The organism is Streptomyces sp. NPDC034103 (genome assembly GCF_055575395.1).
Window position 1 is genome coordinate 158,856 of record NZ_JBVISS010000011.1, and the last position, 16,854, is coordinate 175,709.

The window sequence follows — 16,854 nt, forward strand, 5'->3', positions numbered from 1 at the left end:
CCAGGCCGACAGCACAAGCCGGCGGCCCCAATCCCCGCTCCCGGAGGGACTTCCGTGCCGGCTGGAACGCTGTACCGCGGCCGGGAAGGAATGTGGTCCTGGGTGGCTCATCGAGTCACCGGCGTCCTCATCTTCTTCTTCCTGTTCGTTCACGTGCTGGACACCGCTCTCGTCCGTGTCTCCCCCGAGGACTACGACAGGGTCGTAGCCACTTACAAGACCCCCCTCGTCGCGTGCCTGGAGTACGGCCTCGTCGCCGCCATCCTGTTCCACGCGCTCAACGGCCTGCGCGTCATCGCCGTCGACTTCTGGTCGAAGGGGCCGCGCTACCAGAAGCAGATGCTCTGGTCGGTCGTCGGCCTGTGGGTCGTGCTGATGATCGGGGCGATCTACCCCGTCCTCGGCCACGCCGCTCGTGAACTGTTCGGGAGCTGACGCGTATGTCCATCACTGAGAAGTCCGCGTCCGGTATCGGCCCCGTCGAGGGCGAGTCCCTCTACGACGTCGACAACCCGGCCCCCCTCATCGAGGCCCCGCGCCAGCGCACCAAGAAGACCCCGCGGTCCACCCGCGGCAACTTCGAGATGGCCGCGTGGCTGTTCATGCGCCTGTCCGGCATCGTGCTGGTCGTCCTGGTCCTCGGCCACCTGCTGATCCAGCTGGTGCTCGACGGCGGCGTCTCCAAGATCGGCTTCGCCTTCGTGGCCGGCCGCTGGGCGTCGCCGTTCTGGCAGGTCTGGGACCTGCTGATGCTGTGGCTCGCGATGCTGCACGGCACCAACGGCCTGCGCGTGATCATCAACGACTACGCGGAGCGCGCGAACACCCGGCTGTGGCTCAAGGGCCTGCTCTACACCGCCTCGGTGTTCACCATCCTGCTGGGCACGCTGGTGATCTTCACCTTCGACCCGAACATCCGCTAGGCACGGGGCTGAGGAATTTCCTGATGAAGATCCACAAGTACGACACCGTCATCGTCGGCGCGGGCGGCGCCGGCATGCGCGCCGCCATCGAGGCGACGAAGCGCAGCCGTACCGCCGTGCTGACGAAGCTCTACCCCACCCGGTCCCACACGGGCGCCGCGCAGGGCGGCATGGCCGCCGCGCTGGCCAACGTGGAGGAGGACAACTGGGAGTGGCACACCTTCGACACGGTCAAGGGCGGTGACTACCTGGTCGACCAGGACGCCGCCGAGATCCTGGCGAAGGAGGCCATCGACGCCGTCCTCGACCTGGAGAAGATGGGCCTGCCGTTCAACCGGACGCCCGACGGGACGATCGACCAGCGCCGCTTCGGCGGTCACTCCCGCAACCACGGCGAGGCCCCGGTCCGCCGGTCCTGCTACGCCGCGGACCGCACCGGCCACATGATCCTCCAGACGCTGTACCAGAACTGCGTCAAAGAGGGCGTGGAGTTCTTCAACGAGTTCTACGTCCTGGACCAGCTGATCACCGAGGTCGACGGCGTCAAGAAGTCCGCCGGTGTCGTGGCGTACGAGCTGGCCACCGGCGAGATCCACGTCTTCCAGGCGAAGGCCGTGATCTACGCCTCCGGCGGCACCGGCAAGTTCTTCAAGGTGACGTCGAACGCGCACACCCTGACCGGTGACGGCCAAGCCGCGGTCTACCGTCGCGGGCTGCCGCTGGAGGACATGGAATTCTTCCAGTTCCACCCGACCGGCATCTGGCGCATGGGCATCCTGCTGACGGAGGGCGCCCGCGGTGAGGGCGGCATCCTGCGCAACAAGGACGGCGAGCGCTTCATGGAGAAGTACGCGCCGGTCATGAAGGACCTCGCCTCCCGTGACGTGGTGTCCCGCTCCATCTACACGGAGATCCGTGAGGGCCGCGGCTGCGGTCCCGAGGGCGACCACGTCTACCTCGACCTCACCCACCTCCCGCCGGAGCAGCTGGACGCCAAGCTCCCGGACATCACCGAGTTCGCGCGGACCTACCTCGGTATCGAGCCGTACACGGACCCGATCCCGATCCAGCCCACCGCGCACTACGCCATGGGCGGCATCCCGACCAACGTCGAGGGTGAGGTCCTGGCGGACAACACCACGGTCGTCCCGGGCCTGTACGCGGCCGGCGAGGTCGCCTGCGTCTCGGTGCACGGCGCCAACCGCCTGGGCACGAACTCCCTGCTGGACATCAACGTGTTCGGCCGCCGGGCGGGCATCGCCGCCGCCGAGTACAGCCACACCGCCGACTACGTCGAGCTGCCGGAGAACCCGGCGCAGTTCGTGGCCGAGCAGGTCGAGCGGCTGCGCTCCTCCACCGGCACCGAGCGGGTGGCGACGCTCCGCAGGGAGCTGCAGGAGACCATGGACGCCAACGTCATGGTGTTCCGCACCGAGCAGACGATCAAGACGGCGGTCGAGAAGATCGCGGAGCTGCGCGAGCGCTACAAGAACGTCGCGATCCAGGACAAGGGCCGTCGCTTCAACACGGACCTGCTGGAGGCGATCGAGCTCGGCAACCTGCTGGACCTCGCCGAGGTCATGGCGGTCTCCGCGCTGGCCCGCAAGGAGTCCCGCGGCGGTCACTACCGCGAGGACTACCCGAACCGCGACGACATCAACTTCATGCGCCACACCATGGCGTACCGCGAGGTCGGCGACGACGGCACCGAGTCCATCCGTCTCGACTACAAGCCGGTCGTCCAGACCCGCTACCAGCCGATGGAGCGTAAGTACTGATGGCAACCCCTGTTCTGGACAAGAAGGACGCGGCCGGCGAGCCCGAGCCCGGCTTCGCCGACTCCCCGTACATCGCGATCACCGTCCGCGTGCGCCGCTTCAACTCCGAGGTCTCGGCGGAAGCGGTCTGGGAAGACTTCCAGCTGGAGATCGACCCGAAGGAGCGCGTCCTCGACGCCCTCCACAAGATCAAGTGGGACCTGGACGGCTCGCTGACGTTCCGCCGCTCCTGCGCGCACGGCATCTGCGGCTCGGACGCCATGCGGATCAACGGCAAGAACCGTCTGGCCTGCAAGACGCTGATCAAGGACATCAACCCCGAGAAGCCGATCACGGTCGAGCCCATCAAGGGCCTGACGGTCCTGAAGGACCTGGTCGTCGACATGGAGCCGTTCTTCCAGGCGTACCGGGACGTCATGCCCTTCCTCATCACGAAGGACACGAACGAGCCCACGCGTGAGCGTCTGCAGACCGCGGAGGACCGCGAGCGCTTCGACGACACCACGAAGTGCATCCTCTGCGCGGCGTGCACGTCGTCCTGCCCGGTCTTCTGGAACGACGGCCAGTACTTCGGTCCGGCCGCCATCGTCAACGCCCACCGCTTCATCTTCGACTCGCGTGACGAGGCCGGGGAGCAGCGCCTGGAGATCCTCAACGACCGTGACGGTGTGTGGCGTTGCCGCACCACCTTCAACTGCACGGACGCCTGCCCGCGCGGCATCGAGGTGACGAAGGCGATCGCCGAGGTGAAGAAGGCGCTGATCACGCGCCGCTTCTGAGGTCGTTTCCCGCTACGGCGGTGAGGGCCCCGCTTCCCGGTTCGCGCCGGGGGCGGGGCCCTCCCGCGTTCCCCGGCTCCCCCTCGGCGGACCGCTGCCGGATCAGGTCCCCCAGAGGCGCCGGACGTCACCGGGCGTCTCCGGTGTCATCCCCCCACCAGCGCGACGAGCTTCAGGAAGGTGACCTCGGTGCCGAGGGTCAGCTCGACCTCCTCGTCGAGCTCGGTGACCTGGCGGTCGCCGACGAGCACCAGGAAGCCGTTGCCCGCGAAGGCCCTGAGCGCCAGCGCGGTCTGCTTCTCGGGGTCTATGCGGCGGGGCGTGCGCAGGGCGTAGCCGTTCCGGACGCGCTCGGTGTCCTCGGGCTGGACCAGACCCTGGAAGACCTCGGGCGTGGCGGCGTTGTACTCGGCGACCTCCTGGAAGACCCGGCGCCGGATCAACTCCCGGACGCTGAGCCGTTCCTCGGCGATCTCCAGGCCCCAGCCGGCGCTACGGCTCCCACTGGTCGTCTCGTCGACGAACGTCACGATTCCCATGCCGTCGACAGTACGGGCCGCCACTGACAACGGCCCCGGCCCCGGCCCACCGTCACCGCAGGGCGGGCCGGCTCCACTCCCGGGCTCCCGCGGCCCGCATCAGCGCGACGGCCGGCTCCGGGGCGCCGGAGACCAGCGGGTGCACGAGTTCGACGTAACGCGCCTGTGCGGCGAGCGACTTGCGCAGTTGCCGGAGACCGCGGGCGCCGAACGGGACACGCCCCTCGGCCAGGCCCGCGGCGAGCGCCAGCCTCCCGATGCCGACCTTGCACTCGGTCGCCCCGGTCGCACGGCAGACGTGTGTCTCGACGTCCCCGTCCCACAACCCGAGGACGACCCGGTAGCGCACCCCGGAACCCGTGTAGGTCGCGACGGCGAGGTGCCGGTCCCGGTCCCCCTCGCCCGGACCGTCGAGACCGAGTCTCGCGGCGACGTCCGCGAAGGCCGACCGCACTTCGTCGAGGAAGGTCTCTGCCTCCACCACCATTCCCGCCCCCTTGGCCTCACGGCACTGACGACGGCTCAGCGTACCGAGGCGGGCGGCCGCTTCTCGGCCCAATGAGTGACCCCGTCGTCGGCCTCTGGGGCAACCACCGCCCCCGCACCTAATCTGATGGCATGTCAAATGAACAGTCGTACGAACTGCTCGGTTTCGACAACGTCCTGTTGCCCGTGGGCGACCTCGGTGAGGCCGTCGGTTTCTACGAGCGCGCCGGGTTCGTGGTGGCGTTCCGGCTCGACGAGGCGGGCATCGCGCTGCTGAAGGTCGGGGGCGAGACACCGGGGATCCTGCTCCGGCAGGAGGAGGGGTTCGGGCACCGTCCGCCGCCGTGGCCCTCCCCGCGCGTGTGGCTGGAGGTGCCGGACGCGCGCGTGGCGGCACGGGAACTGCGTGGCGCGGGGATCGCGCTGCTGGACGAGCCCTTCTCCGTGGCCACCGGCTGGACCGTCGAGATCGCCGACCCCTGGGGCAACGTCCTCGGCCTCACGGACTACGCCAAGCGCCCGGAGCTGGGGCGTCGCCCCTAGAGGCGGCCCGTTAGGCTCTCGTTCCGTGCCCGCGAAGAACGAAGAGGGCGGTACGCCCGGCAAAGAAGAGGGCGGCTCGCCCGGCAAGGACCAGGGCGGTACGCCCGGCAAGGACCACGGCGGTACGCCCGGCAAGGACCACGGCGGCTCGCCCAGCAAGTCCGAACAGACCCGTGCCCTGATCCTGGAGACGGCCATGCGGCTGTTCCGGGAGCGTGGCTACGACAAGACGACCATGCGGGCCATCGCCAAGGAGGCCGGGGTCTCGGTCGGGAACGCGTACTACTACTTCGAGGGCAAGGAGCACCTGATCCAGGGCTTCTACGACCGGATCGCCGCCGAGCACCAGGTGGCGGTCCGCGAGGTCCTGGCGCGGGAGACCGACCTGGAGGCGCGGCTCGCGGGGGTGCTGCGGGCGTGGCTGGACATCGCCACGCCGTACCACGAGTTCGCGGTGCAGTTCTTCAAGAACGCCGCCGACCCGGACAGTCCGCTCAGCCCCTTCTCGCCCGAGGCGGAGCACGCGCGCGTGGAGGCGATCAGCGTCCACCGCGAGGTGCTGGCCGGCGCCAGGACCAAGGTGCCGGAGGAGCTGCGGGACGTGCTGCCCGAGCTGATGTGGCTCTCCCAGATGGGGCTCGTGCTGTACTGGATCTTCGACCGGACCGAGGAGCGCGAGCGCAGCTACCGGCTCGCCGCACGCGGGGCCAGGCTCACCGCGCGCGGTGTCGCGCTCGCCCGGTTCCGGGTGCTCAGGCCCCTCGTCCGCGAGGTGCACGAGCTGTTCACGGACTTCCTGCCGGGGATGACGAAGATGCTGCCGGACCCCGGCAGGAAACCTGGGCCGGACCCCGACAGCACCCCCTAGATCCCTCTCAGTTCACCGCGTCCAGCTCCCCCTCGGCCAGCTCCACGTCGTACACCAGCGGGCCCTCGCCGACGACGACGTGCCCCGCGCGCGTGGCGTAGGAGGACGCCGAGGCCGCCAGGAGATAGGTGCCCGGTGCCGGGACCGAGACGATGTACGAGCCGTCCGCCAGGGTCACCACCCGGTCCAGCTGGCGGCCGCCCTTGGACAGCAGCGTCACCGCGGCACCCCCGACCGGCCCGCCGTCGGTGTCCCGGACGAACCCGTGGACGGCCGAGGCGGGGCCGTCCGTGGCCTCGGCGGCCGGTGCGAGGGCGTCCTCCTTCGGCTCCACCGCGAGATGCGGCAGCCGCTTCTCCAGCCCCTCCGGCAGCCACCAGTTGGACGTGCCGAGCAGGTGCATCGCGGCCGGCACCAGCGCCGTGCGCAGGATGAACGCGTCCAGGGCGACCGCGGCGGCGAGGCCGATGCCCGCCATCGCGCCCTCCATGTCACCGCTGAGGACGAACGCCGAGAACACGCAGATCATGATCAGGGCCGCGCAGTTGATGACCCTGCTGGTCTCCGCGAGACCCACCCGGACCGCGCGCGCGTTGTCCTTGGTGTGCACCCACTCCTCGTGCATCCGGCTCACCAGGAAGACCTGGTAGTCCATCGAGAGGCCGAAGAGCAGGGAGAGCATGATGACCGGCAGGAACGCGGTGATCGGGCCCTCCTTGCCGATGCCGATGAGCTCCGTGCCCCAGCCCCACTGGAAGACCGCCACCAGGACACCGAAGGACGCGGCCGCGGCGATCAGGTTCATCAGGGCCGCGGTCAGCGGGACCACCAGCGAGCGGAAGGCGACCAGCAGGAGCAGGAAGCCGAGCGTGATGATCGCCGCGACGAAGTACGGCAGCCGCTCGCCGGTCACGGACGCGAAGTCCTTGAAGACGGCCGTGACACCGCCGACATGGGCCTCGGCGCCGGAGGCCGGGATCACCTCGTCACGCAGCCGGTCGATGAGCTGGTCGGTCTTCTCCGACTGCGGTGAGGTCGTCGGGACGACCTGGATGAGCGTGACACCGTTCGCGGGCGGTACGGCGGCCACCTGCGCCACGCCCTCGGTGGCCTTGATGCCCGACACGAGCCTCTGGGCGTCGCCCTCGGAGACGACCACCTGGAGCGGGCCGTTGAAGCCGGGGCCGAAGCCCTCGGCGAGCAGGTCGTAGGCCTGCCGGGTGGTCGTCGACTCCTGGTGGTTGCCCTGGTCGGTGGCGCCGAGCCGGATCGACAGCACGGGCAGCGCCAGGAACAGCATGGCCACGAGGGCGAGTCCGGCGATCGCGCGCGGGCGCTTCTCGACGAAGCGCGACCAGCGCGCGGCGAGGCCGCTCGTGTGCTCCGGCTCCGGTCCCGTCGCTGCGAGCCGGCGCCGCTGGCGGCGGCTGAGGACGCGCATGCCGAGCAGGCCGAGGAGGGCGGGCAACAGGGTGACCGCGGCCAGCACGCTCAGCACCACGGTCAGCGAGGTCGCGATGACCACGCCGTCCAGGAAGCGCATGTTCATCACCAGCATGCCGGCGAGCGCGATGCACACCGTGCCGCCCGCGAACAGCACGGCGCGGCCCGAGGTGTTGAGAGCGGTGACCGCCGAGTCCTCGGGCTTCATGCCGCGCAGGATGCCCCGCCGGTGCCGGGTCACGATGAACAGGGCGTAGTCGATGCCGACGCCGAGGCCGATCAACGAGCCGAGCAGCGGCGCCACTTCGGGGACGTCGGTGACGTGGCTGAGCAGCGAGGTCGCCATCAGTCCGGTGCCGAGGGCGGCGATGGCGACCACGAGGGGCAGCAGCATCGCGAAGAGCGAGCCGAAGGCCAGGAAGAGCACGATCGCCGCGGCGACGATGCCGACCATCTCGGCGATCCCGGTCGGCGGCTCCTGGGTGCGGGTGATCGCCTGCCCGCCCAACTCGACCTGGAGCCCGTCACGTTCGGCCGCCTGGGCGGTGTCGACGACGTCCTCGACGAGTTCCTTGGGTACGGCGTTGGCCTGCTCGACGAAGGTCACCTGGGCGTAGGCGATCCGGCCGTTCTCACTGATCTGCGCCGCGCCGCCCGCCGCGTAGGGGTCGGTGACCTCGCCGACCCCCTTCATCGCGCCGATCTCCTTGAGCGCGGGTTCGATCCGGGACCGTACGGACTCGTCCCGTACAGAACCCTCGTCGACCTTCCACACCACGGTGTCGGTGTCGCCCGCGCTCTGCGGGAAGGCCTTCTCCATCAGGTCGTACGCGCGCTTGGAGTCCGTGTCCGGGAGGGAGAACTCGTTCGCGTAGTCCGTGCCCGCGGACGAACCCGCGAAGCCCAGACCGAAAACGGCCCCCAGCCACAAGAACAGGACCACCAGCCGGTGTCGATAGCACCACCGTGCCAATGCCGCCACGAAACAACACTCCCCAGTCGGTCGTCGGTTGGTCCCCCAGGTCCTGGGCACCAGGATTGGCTCCGGCACGCACCCGTGCACACCGCGGGCGAGCGACTCTCAAGGAACTCCAAAGCGCCGAGGCGGCCCGGCTGTCAGTGGCGCCGCCGATACTGGGGGCATGACGACGGCTTCTGGCACCGTGCTGGTCGTGGAGGACGAGGAGAGCATCGCGGACGTCCTCGCCATCGCGCTGCGCTACCACCGCTTCGAGGTGATGATCGCGGGCACCGTCCGTGAGGCCCTGACACTCGCCGAGCGCACCCGGCCCGACGTGGCGCTGCTCGACGTCATGCTGCCCGACGGCGACGGGCGCGCTCTCGGCCGCCGGCTGCGCGACGAACAGCCCGACCTGGCGCTGGTCTTCCTCACCGCGCGCGACGCGCCGGGCGAGATCGTCGGCGCCCTCGGCTTCGGCGACGACTACATCACCAAGCCGTTCAACATCGACGAGGTCGTCGCCCGGGTCACCGCCGTCCTGCGCCGCACCCGGCGCGCCGACGTGCTGCCGCAGCGGCCGCCGCTGACCTACGGCGACCTGGAGCTGGACGAGACGACGTACAGCGTGCACCGCGCGGGGCGGACGGTGGAGCTGACCCCCACCGAGTACGCGCTGCTGCGGTTCCTGGTACGCAACGGCGGCCGGATCGTGTCCAAGGAGCAACTCCTGCGCCACGTCTGGCAGTACGAGCACGCGCCGGCCGAGTCGACCGTCGTGGAGACCTACATCAGCTATCTGCGGCGCAAGCTGGACGCGCTGGGGCCGCCGGTCATCACCACCCGGCGGGGCGTCGGATACGGGCTCGCATGAGGTTTCCGCGCTCCCTGTCGCGGCACTCGCTGCGCGCCCGGCTGACGCTGGCCAACGTGGTGGTGCTGGCGCTCGGCATCGTCGCGGCGACCGCGGTGAGCGTGATGGGCATGCGGTACTACCTGCTCGACCAGATCGACGGCGAACTCTCCCAGACCCGCAGCTCCCTCGGCGGTTCGCAGCTCACGCTGGAGATGATCGAGGGCCTGAGCGAGCTGGCGATAGTGCGCGAGCAGTTCATGCGGCAGAGCGTGGCGGACCCCCGGCCGGACGAGCTGCTCACGCTCGTCGACGAGCGGGGCGGGACGCTCTCCCTGGCCGGGTACACGCCGAGCGACGTCCAGCGGGACCTCGCGTCCGCCGTGGGCGACCCGCGCGCGCTGGCCGCCGACACCGAGCCGCACGACGTCCACGTGCGCGGTGACGCCTACCGGGCGACCGCGGCCCGCCTCGCCGACGGCACGTACGTCCTGCTGGCCACCTCCACCGAGGCCGTGCACCGGGGCGTCGGCAAGGCCGTCAAGCTCGATCTCGCCATCGGCACGCTGCTGCTGGTGCTACTGGCCTGTCTGACGATGTTCAGTGTGCGGCGCCGGATGCGGCCGCTGGAGGACATGGTGGAGACCTCGTCGGCGATAGCCGAGGGGGACCTGACCCGGCGGGTGCCCTCCAGCCGGGAGGCGACGCTGGAGGTGGAGCAGCTGCGGGTCGCCCTCAACTCCATGCTCCAGCAGGTGGAGTCGGCGTACCGCACGCGCGAGGACAGCGCGTCCCAGCTGCGCCGCTTCGTCGCCGACGCCTCGCACGAGCTGCGCACCCCGCTGTCGGCGATACGCGGCTACCTCCAGCTGTACGACAAGGGCATGCTGCGCGAGGAAGCCGAGCGCAAGCGGGCCTGGGAGCGGGTGCTGGCGGAGACGGACCGGATGGGCCGGCTGGTCGACGAGCTGCTCATGCTGGCCCGCCTCGACCAGCAGCCCGAACTGCGCTTCCGCAACGTGGACCTGAGCCGTCTGGTGCGGGACGCCGCCGAGGATCTGCGGGTGCAGCAGCCGGACCGGCCCGTCGGTGTGGACGCCGGGGGTGCGCTGCTGGTGCGGGCCGACGAGTCGGGGCTGCGGCAGGTGCTGGGCAACCTCGTGGGCAACGTGCGCACCCACACGCCGGCCGACGTGCCGGTCCGGCTCGGGGTGGAGCGGGCGGACGGGGTGGTGCGGCTGTACGTCGAGGACGAGGGGCCCGGGCTCCGCGAGGAGGACGCCGCGCGCGTCTTCGACCGGTTCTTCCGGGCCGGCGGGGGCGCGGGCAGCGGGCTCGGCATGGCGATCGTGCAGGGGGTCGTCGAGGCCCACGGCGGCCGGGTGGCGGTCCGCACGGCACCGGGCGAGGGGATGGCGGTGACGGTCCTGCTGCCGGCGCGGGCGTAGTCGGGGGCCGTCAGGTGTGGGCCGGCACCAGGGCCCAGATGGTCTTGCCGTGCCGGCCCCGGCTCCACACGCCCCACGCGGCGGCGATGTTCTCCACCAGGTGCAGCCCCCGCCCGGCCTCCTCGAACTCGCCGACCACCCTGAGCCGCGGCTCCAGCCGCCCCTCGTCGGAGACCTCTATGAGGCAGGAACCGTCGGCCAGCGCGGTCACCGCGACCTCGAACTCACGCTCCAGCAGGAGCCCGTGGCGTACGACGTTGGTGGCCAGCTCGGACACCAGCAGGACGGCGTCCGCCAGGGCCGGATCGTCGGTCCGGTGCCCCCAGTCGGCCAGATGGTCCCGTACCCGGCGCCGGGCGAGGCCGACGGAAGCCGGATGCCGGGGCAGCCGGAAGGAGTTGCGTCTCAACACGTTTGCTCCTCACCCCGCACACACCTCCGCCACATGGTGCCGCGTAGGGGTGGTACCCCGCGTCACTCCGGCGAATGTCGATGCCGCGTGATCGGCTCAGATCCAGGTGAGCCACCACAGCCGGAAGACCCCGGGCGCCCGAAAGGCACGGCCACCTCCGGCGTCGGGACCGACGTCCAGAGGCACCGGGTGCTCCCCAGGCCCGCGCCGTCCTCCAGGACGCCCTCTCAGGCCTGCCGCGACGCCAGCTCGATCACCGTGATGTCCGACGGGGCGCCCACCCGGGTCGGCGGCCCCCAGGCGCCGGCGCCGCGGCTGACGTAGAGCTGGGTGTCGCCGTACCGTTCCAGCCCCGCGACGGTCGGGTTCGCGGCGGCCGCGACGAAGTTGCCGGGCCAGAGCTGACCGCCGTGGGTGTGGCCGGAGAGCTGGAGGTCCACGCCATGGTCGACGGCGTCGTGGATCTGGACCGGCTGGTGGGCGAGGAGCACGCACGCGCGTGCCGTGTCCCGGTCGCCGAGCGCCCTGGCGAAGTCGGGGCCCTGCCCCTCGCTCGCGCCCGCGATGTCGTTGACGCCGGCCAGGTCGAAGTACGGCAGTTCCGTACGGTCGTTCTCCAGCGGGCGCATGCCGAGCCGGCGTACCTCCCGCACCCACTGCTCGGCGCCGGAGAAGTACTCGTGGTTGCCGGTGACGAAGAACGTGCCGTGCCTGGCCCGCAGTCGGGCGAGAGGGGCCGCGGCGGGGCCGAGGTCCTTCACGCTGCCGTCGACCAGGTCGCCGACGACCGCGATCAGGTCGGGCTGGGTGGAGTTGATGGTGTCGACGACCGTCTGCGCGAAACCGCGGCCGAGGACGGGCCCGAGGTGGATGTCGCTCACCACGGCGATGCGGTAACCGTGCGCCGAGCGCGGCAGCTTGGCCAGCGGTACGGTCACCCGCTTGACCTTCGGCCCCCGCAGCACGCCGTACGTCCCGTACCCGACGGTGCCGAGCGCGGCGGCGGCCGCGGCACCGGCCGCGACCCGGGAGACGAAGAGGCGACGGGAGGGCGGCGGCGTCCCCGGGGCGCCTGCCGCGGCGGATGCCCCAGCGCCTTGCGAGGCGGCCTCCCGCGGCTCCTCAGAGGGCCCGCCCGCCTCGGATTCCACGGTGCCGTGCGCGGCGGCCTCCCGCGGCTCCTCGGGGGGCGCGCCCACCGGCACGGACTCCGGCCGCGGTACGGGCTCCGGCCGCGGCAGGGCCGCCTCGACGGACGCCCGTCGCCGGTCGCGCCGTTCGAGGAGACGGCGCAGCAGGGGGCGTAGGACCTCACCCGCCACCACGCCGAGCAGCAGGTAGATCGACAGCGCGAGCCACAGGAAGCCGGGCCACGCCAGCACCCGCTGGAGCCAGAACGGCGCGCCGGCGCGCTCCGCCGCGAGGGCACCGATCGCCATCAGCCAGCCGCCCGCGATCAGCGCCGCGCCCGCGCGGCGCACCCCTCCCGGACGCTCGGTGGTGTCACGGAACAACCGGCGCCACACATACCAGTTGCCCGCGACCAGAACGCCCAGGGCGAGCAGCGCGAAGACGAAGACCACGGAGTCGTATCCCCCTGTTGTCGGTTGGAGCGGACCTGCTGCCGACCGGTCGCCGGCTATGACGTCCGGCGCAGTGCGCGCACTCCGCGCAACCCGATGCCCCCGACGACCGTCCCCAATACGAAGGAAACGACGGCGAGCAGCAGGTGCACCCAGAAGTACGCGGTCGGGTCGCCCGCGTCGTCGAACGCGAGCCCGCTGCCGTCCTTGACGAGATTCTTGACGAAAGTGATCCAGATGACCCAGCTCCACACCCCGAAGGCGAGCAGGAACCAGGAGACGGGGCGGCTGAGCTTCATACGCCCAGTATCTCCGCCAGGTGTCCGGTTCCGCGTCCGGGGTGGGGCGGGCGACGGGACTTCCCGGCCCCCGGCATGTACGTTTCCGCTCGTGCCCGCACCCCTGAAGACCGCCAGGCGCTCCCTGCTGGTCGTTTCCGCCGCCGTGACGTCCTTCGCGCTCACCGCCGCCCCCGCCTTCGCGGCCCCCGGTCCGAAACCCTCCGGTTCGGCCTCCCCCTCGGCCACGCCCCCCGCGGCCATGTCGACCGTCGGCGGCGCCCGCCTCGGGCAGGCCGGGACGCAGGTGAACCTGGCGAGCGGCGTGCCGGTGCTGCCCAAGGACCTCAGCGCGCGCTCGTGGATCGTGGCGGACGCCGAGTCCGGGGACGTGCTGGCCGCCCACAACCCCCACTGGCGGCTGGCCCCGGCGAGCACCCTGAAGATGCTGTTCGCCGACACCGTCCTGCCGAAGTTCCCCAGCACGCTCAAGCACCGGGTGGTCCCCTCCGACCTGGCGGGCGTCGGCGCCGGCTCCAGCATGGTGGGGATAAAGGAGGACGAGAGCTACACCGTCCACGACCTGTGGCTCGGCGTGTTCCTTCAGTCCGGCAACGACGCCGTGCATGTGCTGTCCGCGATGAACGGCGGCGTGAAGAACACGGTCGCCGAGATGAACGCCCACGCCGAGGAGCTCCAGGCCTTCGACACCACGGTGGTCAGCCCCGACGGCTACGACGCCGAGGGCCAGGTGTCGAGCGCGTACGACCTGACGCTGTTCGCCCGCTCCGGTCTGCAGAAGAAGGACTTCCGCGAGTACTGCTCGACCGTCAAGGCGAAGTTCCCCGGCGAGACGAAGAAGACCAAGAAGGGCAAGACGGTCCGCGGGTCCTTCGAGATCCGCAACACCAACAGGCTGCTGGCCGGTGACACCGACATCGACGTCTACCCGGGCATCGCGGGCGTCAAGAACGGCAACACCACCAACGCGGGCGCGACCTTCACCGGCGTCGCGGAGCGGGGCGGCAAGGTACTCCTCGTCACCGTGATGAACCCGGAGAAGGACGAGCACAACGAGGTCTACAAGGAGACCGCCCAGCTCTTCGACTGGGGCTTCCAGGCCGCGGGCAAGGTCGAGCCGGTGGGTGAGCTGGTGGCACCCAAGGGTGCGCGGTCCAGCGCCCAGCCGGAGTCGAACGACAGCGGCCAGGCCGGCGGCGCCTCGGCGTCCGCCTCCGCGTCCGACGCGGGCAAGCCGGTGGCCGCCGGGGTGGAGAAGAGCTCGGGCGGCATCGGCGTCGCGCTCGCGATCACCGGCGGGGTGCTGGTGCTGCTGGCGGCGGGCGCGTTCCTGGTCAACCGCCGGTGGCCACTGCCGGATCTGGTACGGCGTCGGCGCTGACCTCGGGCAGTTCGTCCTCCTTGCTCTGCGTCGCCGTCCAGGCGGCGCAGAACAGCACCAGCTTCGAGGTGAAGTTGATCCACAGCAGCAGGGCGACCGGCACCCCGAACGCGCCGTACATGCTCTTCGCGGCCACACCCTGCATATAGCCGCTCAGCAGCAGCTTCAGCAGCTCGAACCCGACCGCGCCGATCAGTGCCGCCACCAGCAGCCGGCGGCGCTGCGGCTGGACGCCGGGCAACAGGGTGAGGGCGTAGAGCAGCAGCAGGAAGTCGGCGAGTACGGCGATCAGGAACGCGGCGGTGCGCAGCAGGACCGCGCCCCAGCCCTCCCGGTCGATGCCGATCTCGTCACTGATCCAGCCGACCAGGGCGGAGCCGACGGCGGACGCGGCGATCGTGACGAGCAGCGCGCCGCCGAGGCCGAGCAGCACGCCCGCGTCCTTGGCCTTGCTCAGCAGCGGGTTCTCCTCCTCGTCCGGGAGCTCCCACACCGCGCGCAGACACTCGCGCATGGAACCGACCCAGCCGATGCCGGTGAACAGCAGGACGGCGCCGGCGATGAGGCCGACCGTGCCGGCGTTCGCGACCAGGCCGTCGATGTTCAGCTGCTCGGAGATGCCGGGCACCTGGTCGGCGATCTTGTCCTCCAGCGTGTTCTGCTGCTGGGTGCTGAGGGTCGCGGCGGCGACCGCGGCGGCCACGGTCAGCAGCGGGAACAGCGCGACGAAGCTGATGAACGTCATCGCGGCGGCGAGCCGCGTCCACTTCACCCGGTCCAGACGCTCGTACGACCGCCACGCGTGCGTGACCATCAGCCGGGCCACGGCGGGCCCCACCACGGGGAGTTTCTTCAGCCAGTCCATGATCCGACTCTGCCCTCGATGACCTCGGTGCCGAACATACGGAAGACCACTGTGCGGATACCCCGGGAGCGGGTGCACGCGCGTGTGCTCACCAATGGGCCACCGCCAGCCCGTACATGGCGAGCCAGACCAGGCCGACCAGCGCGAGGGCCCGGTCGCCGAGGACGACCTCCTCGGGTTCGCCGGCCGTGCCGCGGTCGGCGAAGACGGCGTAGCGCAGGACCGCGAGGATGAACGCGACCACGGACAGCTGGCGCCACGGCAGCAGACCGGTGTGCGCCCCGCCCTCCTCCAGTGCCCACAGGCAGTACCCGAGGACGGCGACCCCGGCCGCCAGCTGCCAGACGAACCGCAGGTACCCGGGGGTGTACTCGGTGAGCAACGCGCGCGTGGCGCCCGCCTTCCCGGCCATCTGCACCGCTTCCGAGTAGCGCTTGGCCGCCACCATGAACAGCGCCCCGAAGCCGGTCGTGATCAGGAACCAGCGCGACAGCGGGATGCCGAGCGCCAGCCCGCCGACCATCGCCCGCATCAGGAACCCGGTCGTGACGACGACCAGGTCGACGACGAGGACGTGCTTGAGGCTGACGCAGTACGCCAGTTGCATGCCCAGATAGGCGGTCAGCAGCGCCGGGACGAGGGGCGGGGTGAGCCAGACGGCCGCGGAGAGCGCCAGGGCGCCCAAGGTGACTCCCACGGCGTACGCGAGGGGCACGGGGACCTGGCCGGCGGCGACCGGGCGGTGGCGTTTGGTGGGGTGGGCTCGGTCGGCCTCGGCGTCACGGGCGTCGTTGATCAGGTAGATCGCGGCGGCGCAGGCCGTGAACAGGGCGAAGACCAGGGCGAGTCGGGTGAGGGCGTGCGTGGTGAAGAGCTGTCCCGCGGCGGCCGGCGCGGCGATGACGAGGATGTTCTTGACCCACTGCTTGGGACGGGCGGTCCTGACGAGACCTCCCAGCAGGGAGCCGTCACGGGGTGGTGAGGTGCGGCTCGTGGACGTGCGCTGCTCCAGAAGCGCCGCGTTGTCGGGGTGCGCGCTGTTCCTGAGCGGCGCGGTCTCAGGCATCCACTCCCCCTCTCGTCCAGCGCGTGCCCGCACACGCCGTGAGCGCCCCCAGGGCCGCGCCCGCCGCGACGTCCGACGGGTAGTGGACGCCGACGACCAGCCGGGAGAGGCACATCGCGACGGCGAGGGGAGGGAGGGCGCGTACGGCGAGGGCGGGAATGGTGGTTGCGGTGCGGGCCGGGACGGTGCCTGCGGGGAGGGGTGCGCGGCGAGGGGGCGCGGACCGAGCCCCGCGCGCGCCCAGGGCGCCGAAGGCGACCGCGGCGGCCGCGGCGGAGGTCGCGTGCGAGCTCGGGAAGGAGTGCCGGCCGAGGGTGTGCACGAGGGGGGTGACGTGCGCGGGGCGGGGGCGGCGCACCACCCTTTTCACGCCCATGCTGACGACGTGCGCGCCCGCGGTGAGGGCCGTCGCCCGCACCCAGGCACCGCGCCGCGCGCCGTCCACGGCGGCCCCCGCGAGGCCCACCGCAAGCCACAGCGCCCCGTGCTCGCCGGCCCGGGACAGGGCCCGCGCGGCACGCGCGACGCGCGGGTCGGTACCGCACGCCCGGAGCGCCGAAAGGATTCGGTGATCCATGTCGTCGAGGTCGTCGAGGGGGTCCATGTGGAGTCACTGTTCACGTCAACACG

Annotated in this window: 18 protein-coding genes; 9 read left to right on the forward strand and 9 right to left on the reverse strand. The window is 71.2% G+C overall.

Going from position 1 to position 16,854, the window contains the following annotated elements; genetic code table 11:
• Positions 1 to 54 precede the first annotated feature (54 nt).
• From sdhC to ACZ56U_RS25250, 4 genes are read left to right on the forward strand one after another with little or no spacing between them, the layout of a single operon-like run.
• The gene (gene sdhC / locus ACZ56U_RS25235; protein ID WP_266888806.1) at positions 55 to 435 is read left to right on the forward strand and encodes a succinate dehydrogenase, cytochrome b556 subunit; all 381 of its coding nucleotides are present in this window, start codon (positions 55 to 57) and stop codon (positions 433 to 435) included.
• Between the two features lie 5 nt (positions 436 to 440).
• The gene (locus tag ACZ56U_RS25240; protein WP_469086262.1) at positions 441 to 923 is read left to right on the forward strand and encodes a succinate dehydrogenase hydrophobic membrane anchor subunit; all 483 of its coding nucleotides are present in this window, start codon (positions 441 to 443) and stop codon (positions 921 to 923) included.
• A gap of 23 nt (positions 924 to 946) precedes the next feature.
• Positions 947 to 2,701: a succinate dehydrogenase flavoprotein subunit gene (gene sdhA / locus ACZ56U_RS25245; RefSeq protein ID WP_469086263.1), complete on the forward strand. Its 1,755-nt coding sequence runs from the start codon at positions 947 to 949 to the stop codon at positions 2,699 to 2,701.
• Positions 2,701 to 3,480 carry a succinate dehydrogenase iron-sulfur subunit gene (locus ACZ56U_RS25250; protein ID WP_469086264.1) on the forward strand — a complete coding sequence of 260 codons (780 nt, stop codon included), beginning with the start codon at positions 2,701 to 2,703 and terminating at the stop codon, positions 3,478 to 3,480. Before sdhA ends, ACZ56U_RS25250 begins: the two co-directional genes overlap by 1 nt.
• A 146-nt stretch (positions 3,481 to 3,626) precedes the next feature.
• On the opposite strand, the gene ACZ56U_RS25255 is transcribed toward ACZ56U_RS25250, so the two are convergent.
• Positions 3,627 to 4,019 carry a hypothetical protein gene (locus ACZ56U_RS25255; RefSeq protein WP_469086265.1) on the reverse strand — a complete coding sequence of 131 codons (393 nt, stop codon included), beginning with the start codon at positions 4,017 to 4,019 and terminating at the stop codon, positions 3,627 to 3,629.
• Between the two features lie 52 nt (positions 4,020 to 4,071).
• Entirely contained in the window at positions 4,072 to 4,506 is a 435-nt protein-coding gene (locus ACZ56U_RS25260) for a hypothetical protein (protein ID WP_469086266.1), read from the reverse strand.
• 131 nt (positions 4,507 to 4,637) lie between these two features.
• On the opposite strand from ACZ56U_RS25260, the gene ACZ56U_RS25265 reads away from it, so the two are divergent.
• Both ACZ56U_RS25265 and ACZ56U_RS25270 read left to right on the forward strand, forming a co-directional pair.
• Positions 4,638 to 5,048: a VOC family protein gene (locus tag ACZ56U_RS25265; RefSeq protein WP_469086267.1), complete on the forward strand. Its 411-nt coding sequence runs from the start codon at positions 4,638 to 4,640 to the stop codon at positions 5,046 to 5,048.
• A 25-nt stretch (positions 5,049 to 5,073) separates the two neighbouring features.
• A complete protein-coding gene (locus ACZ56U_RS25270) occupies positions 5,074 to 5,916 on the forward strand; it encodes a TetR family transcriptional regulator (RefSeq protein ID WP_469086268.1) in 843 nt (280 codons plus the stop codon).
• A gap of 7 nt (positions 5,917 to 5,923) precedes the next feature.
• On the opposite strand, the gene ACZ56U_RS25275 is transcribed toward ACZ56U_RS25270, so the two are convergent.
• A complete protein-coding gene (locus ACZ56U_RS25275) occupies positions 5,924 to 8,332 on the reverse strand; it encodes an MMPL family transporter (RefSeq protein WP_469086428.1) in 2,409 nt (802 codons plus the stop codon).
• 169 nt (positions 8,333 to 8,501) lie between these two features.
• Here ACZ56U_RS25275 and ACZ56U_RS25280 point away from each other — a divergent pair, with 169 nt between their 5' ends.
• Positions 8,502 to 9,191 (forward strand): response regulator transcription factor, encoded by a 690-nt coding sequence (locus ACZ56U_RS25280; RefSeq protein WP_469086269.1) that lies wholly within the window; start codon positions 8,502 to 8,504, stop codon positions 9,189 to 9,191.
• Positions 9,188 to 10,618 carry a sensor histidine kinase gene (locus ACZ56U_RS25285; RefSeq protein WP_469086270.1) on the forward strand — a complete coding sequence of 477 codons (1,431 nt, stop codon included), beginning with the start codon at positions 9,188 to 9,190 and terminating at the stop codon, positions 10,616 to 10,618. Before ACZ56U_RS25280 ends, ACZ56U_RS25285 begins: the two co-directional genes overlap by 4 nt.
• A 10-nt stretch (positions 10,619 to 10,628) precedes the next feature.
• Here ACZ56U_RS25285 and ACZ56U_RS25290 read toward each other — a convergent pair whose 3' ends face one another.
• From ACZ56U_RS25290 to ACZ56U_RS25300, 3 genes are all read right to left on the reverse strand, one after another.
• Complete coding sequence (locus ACZ56U_RS25290) at positions 10,629 to 11,030, reverse strand: ATP-binding protein (RefSeq protein WP_469086271.1); 402 nt, start codon at positions 11,028 to 11,030, stop codon at positions 10,629 to 10,631.
• A gap of 227 nt (positions 11,031 to 11,257) precedes the next feature.
• Positions 11,258 to 12,613: a metallophosphoesterase gene (locus ACZ56U_RS25295; RefSeq protein ID WP_469086272.1), complete on the reverse strand. Its 1,356-nt coding sequence runs from the start codon at positions 12,611 to 12,613 to the stop codon at positions 11,258 to 11,260.
• A gap of 56 nt (positions 12,614 to 12,669) precedes the next feature.
• On the reverse strand, positions 12,670 to 12,912 hold the full coding sequence (locus tag ACZ56U_RS25300; protein WP_289922017.1) for an SCO4848 family membrane protein: 243 nt from the start codon (positions 12,910 to 12,912) through the stop codon (positions 12,670 to 12,672).
• Positions 12,913 to 13,003: 91 nt separating this feature from the next.
• Between ACZ56U_RS25300 and ACZ56U_RS25305 the strand changes: the two genes are divergently transcribed.
• Positions 13,004 to 14,293 carry a D-alanyl-D-alanine carboxypeptidase family protein gene (locus tag ACZ56U_RS25305; RefSeq protein ID WP_469086273.1) on the forward strand — a complete coding sequence of 430 codons (1,290 nt, stop codon included), beginning with the start codon at positions 13,004 to 13,006 and terminating at the stop codon, positions 14,291 to 14,293.
• Here the strand turns inward: ACZ56U_RS25305 and ACZ56U_RS25310 are convergent.
• The 3 genes from ACZ56U_RS25310 to ACZ56U_RS25320 all read right to left on the reverse strand — a co-directional run bounded on the left by ACZ56U_RS25310 (position 14,247) and on the right by ACZ56U_RS25320 (position 16,828).
• Complete coding sequence (locus tag ACZ56U_RS25310) at positions 14,247 to 15,158, reverse strand: YihY/virulence factor BrkB family protein (protein ID WP_469086274.1); 912 nt, start codon at positions 15,156 to 15,158, stop codon at positions 14,247 to 14,249. The genes ACZ56U_RS25305 and ACZ56U_RS25310 overlap by 47 nt on opposite strands.
• Before the next feature lie 88 nt (positions 15,159 to 15,246).
• Positions 15,247 to 16,224: a decaprenyl-phosphate phosphoribosyltransferase gene (locus ACZ56U_RS25315; RefSeq protein ID WP_469086275.1), complete on the reverse strand. Its 978-nt coding sequence runs from the start codon at positions 16,222 to 16,224 to the stop codon at positions 15,247 to 15,249.
• Positions 16,217 to 16,828, reverse strand: coding sequence for a phosphatase PAP2 family protein (locus ACZ56U_RS25320; protein WP_469086276.1), 612 nt, complete (start codon positions 16,826 to 16,828; stop codon positions 16,217 to 16,219). The genes ACZ56U_RS25315 and ACZ56U_RS25320 overlap by 8 nt, the downstream gene beginning before the upstream one ends.
• Between the last annotated feature and the right edge of the window lie 26 nt (positions 16,829 to 16,854).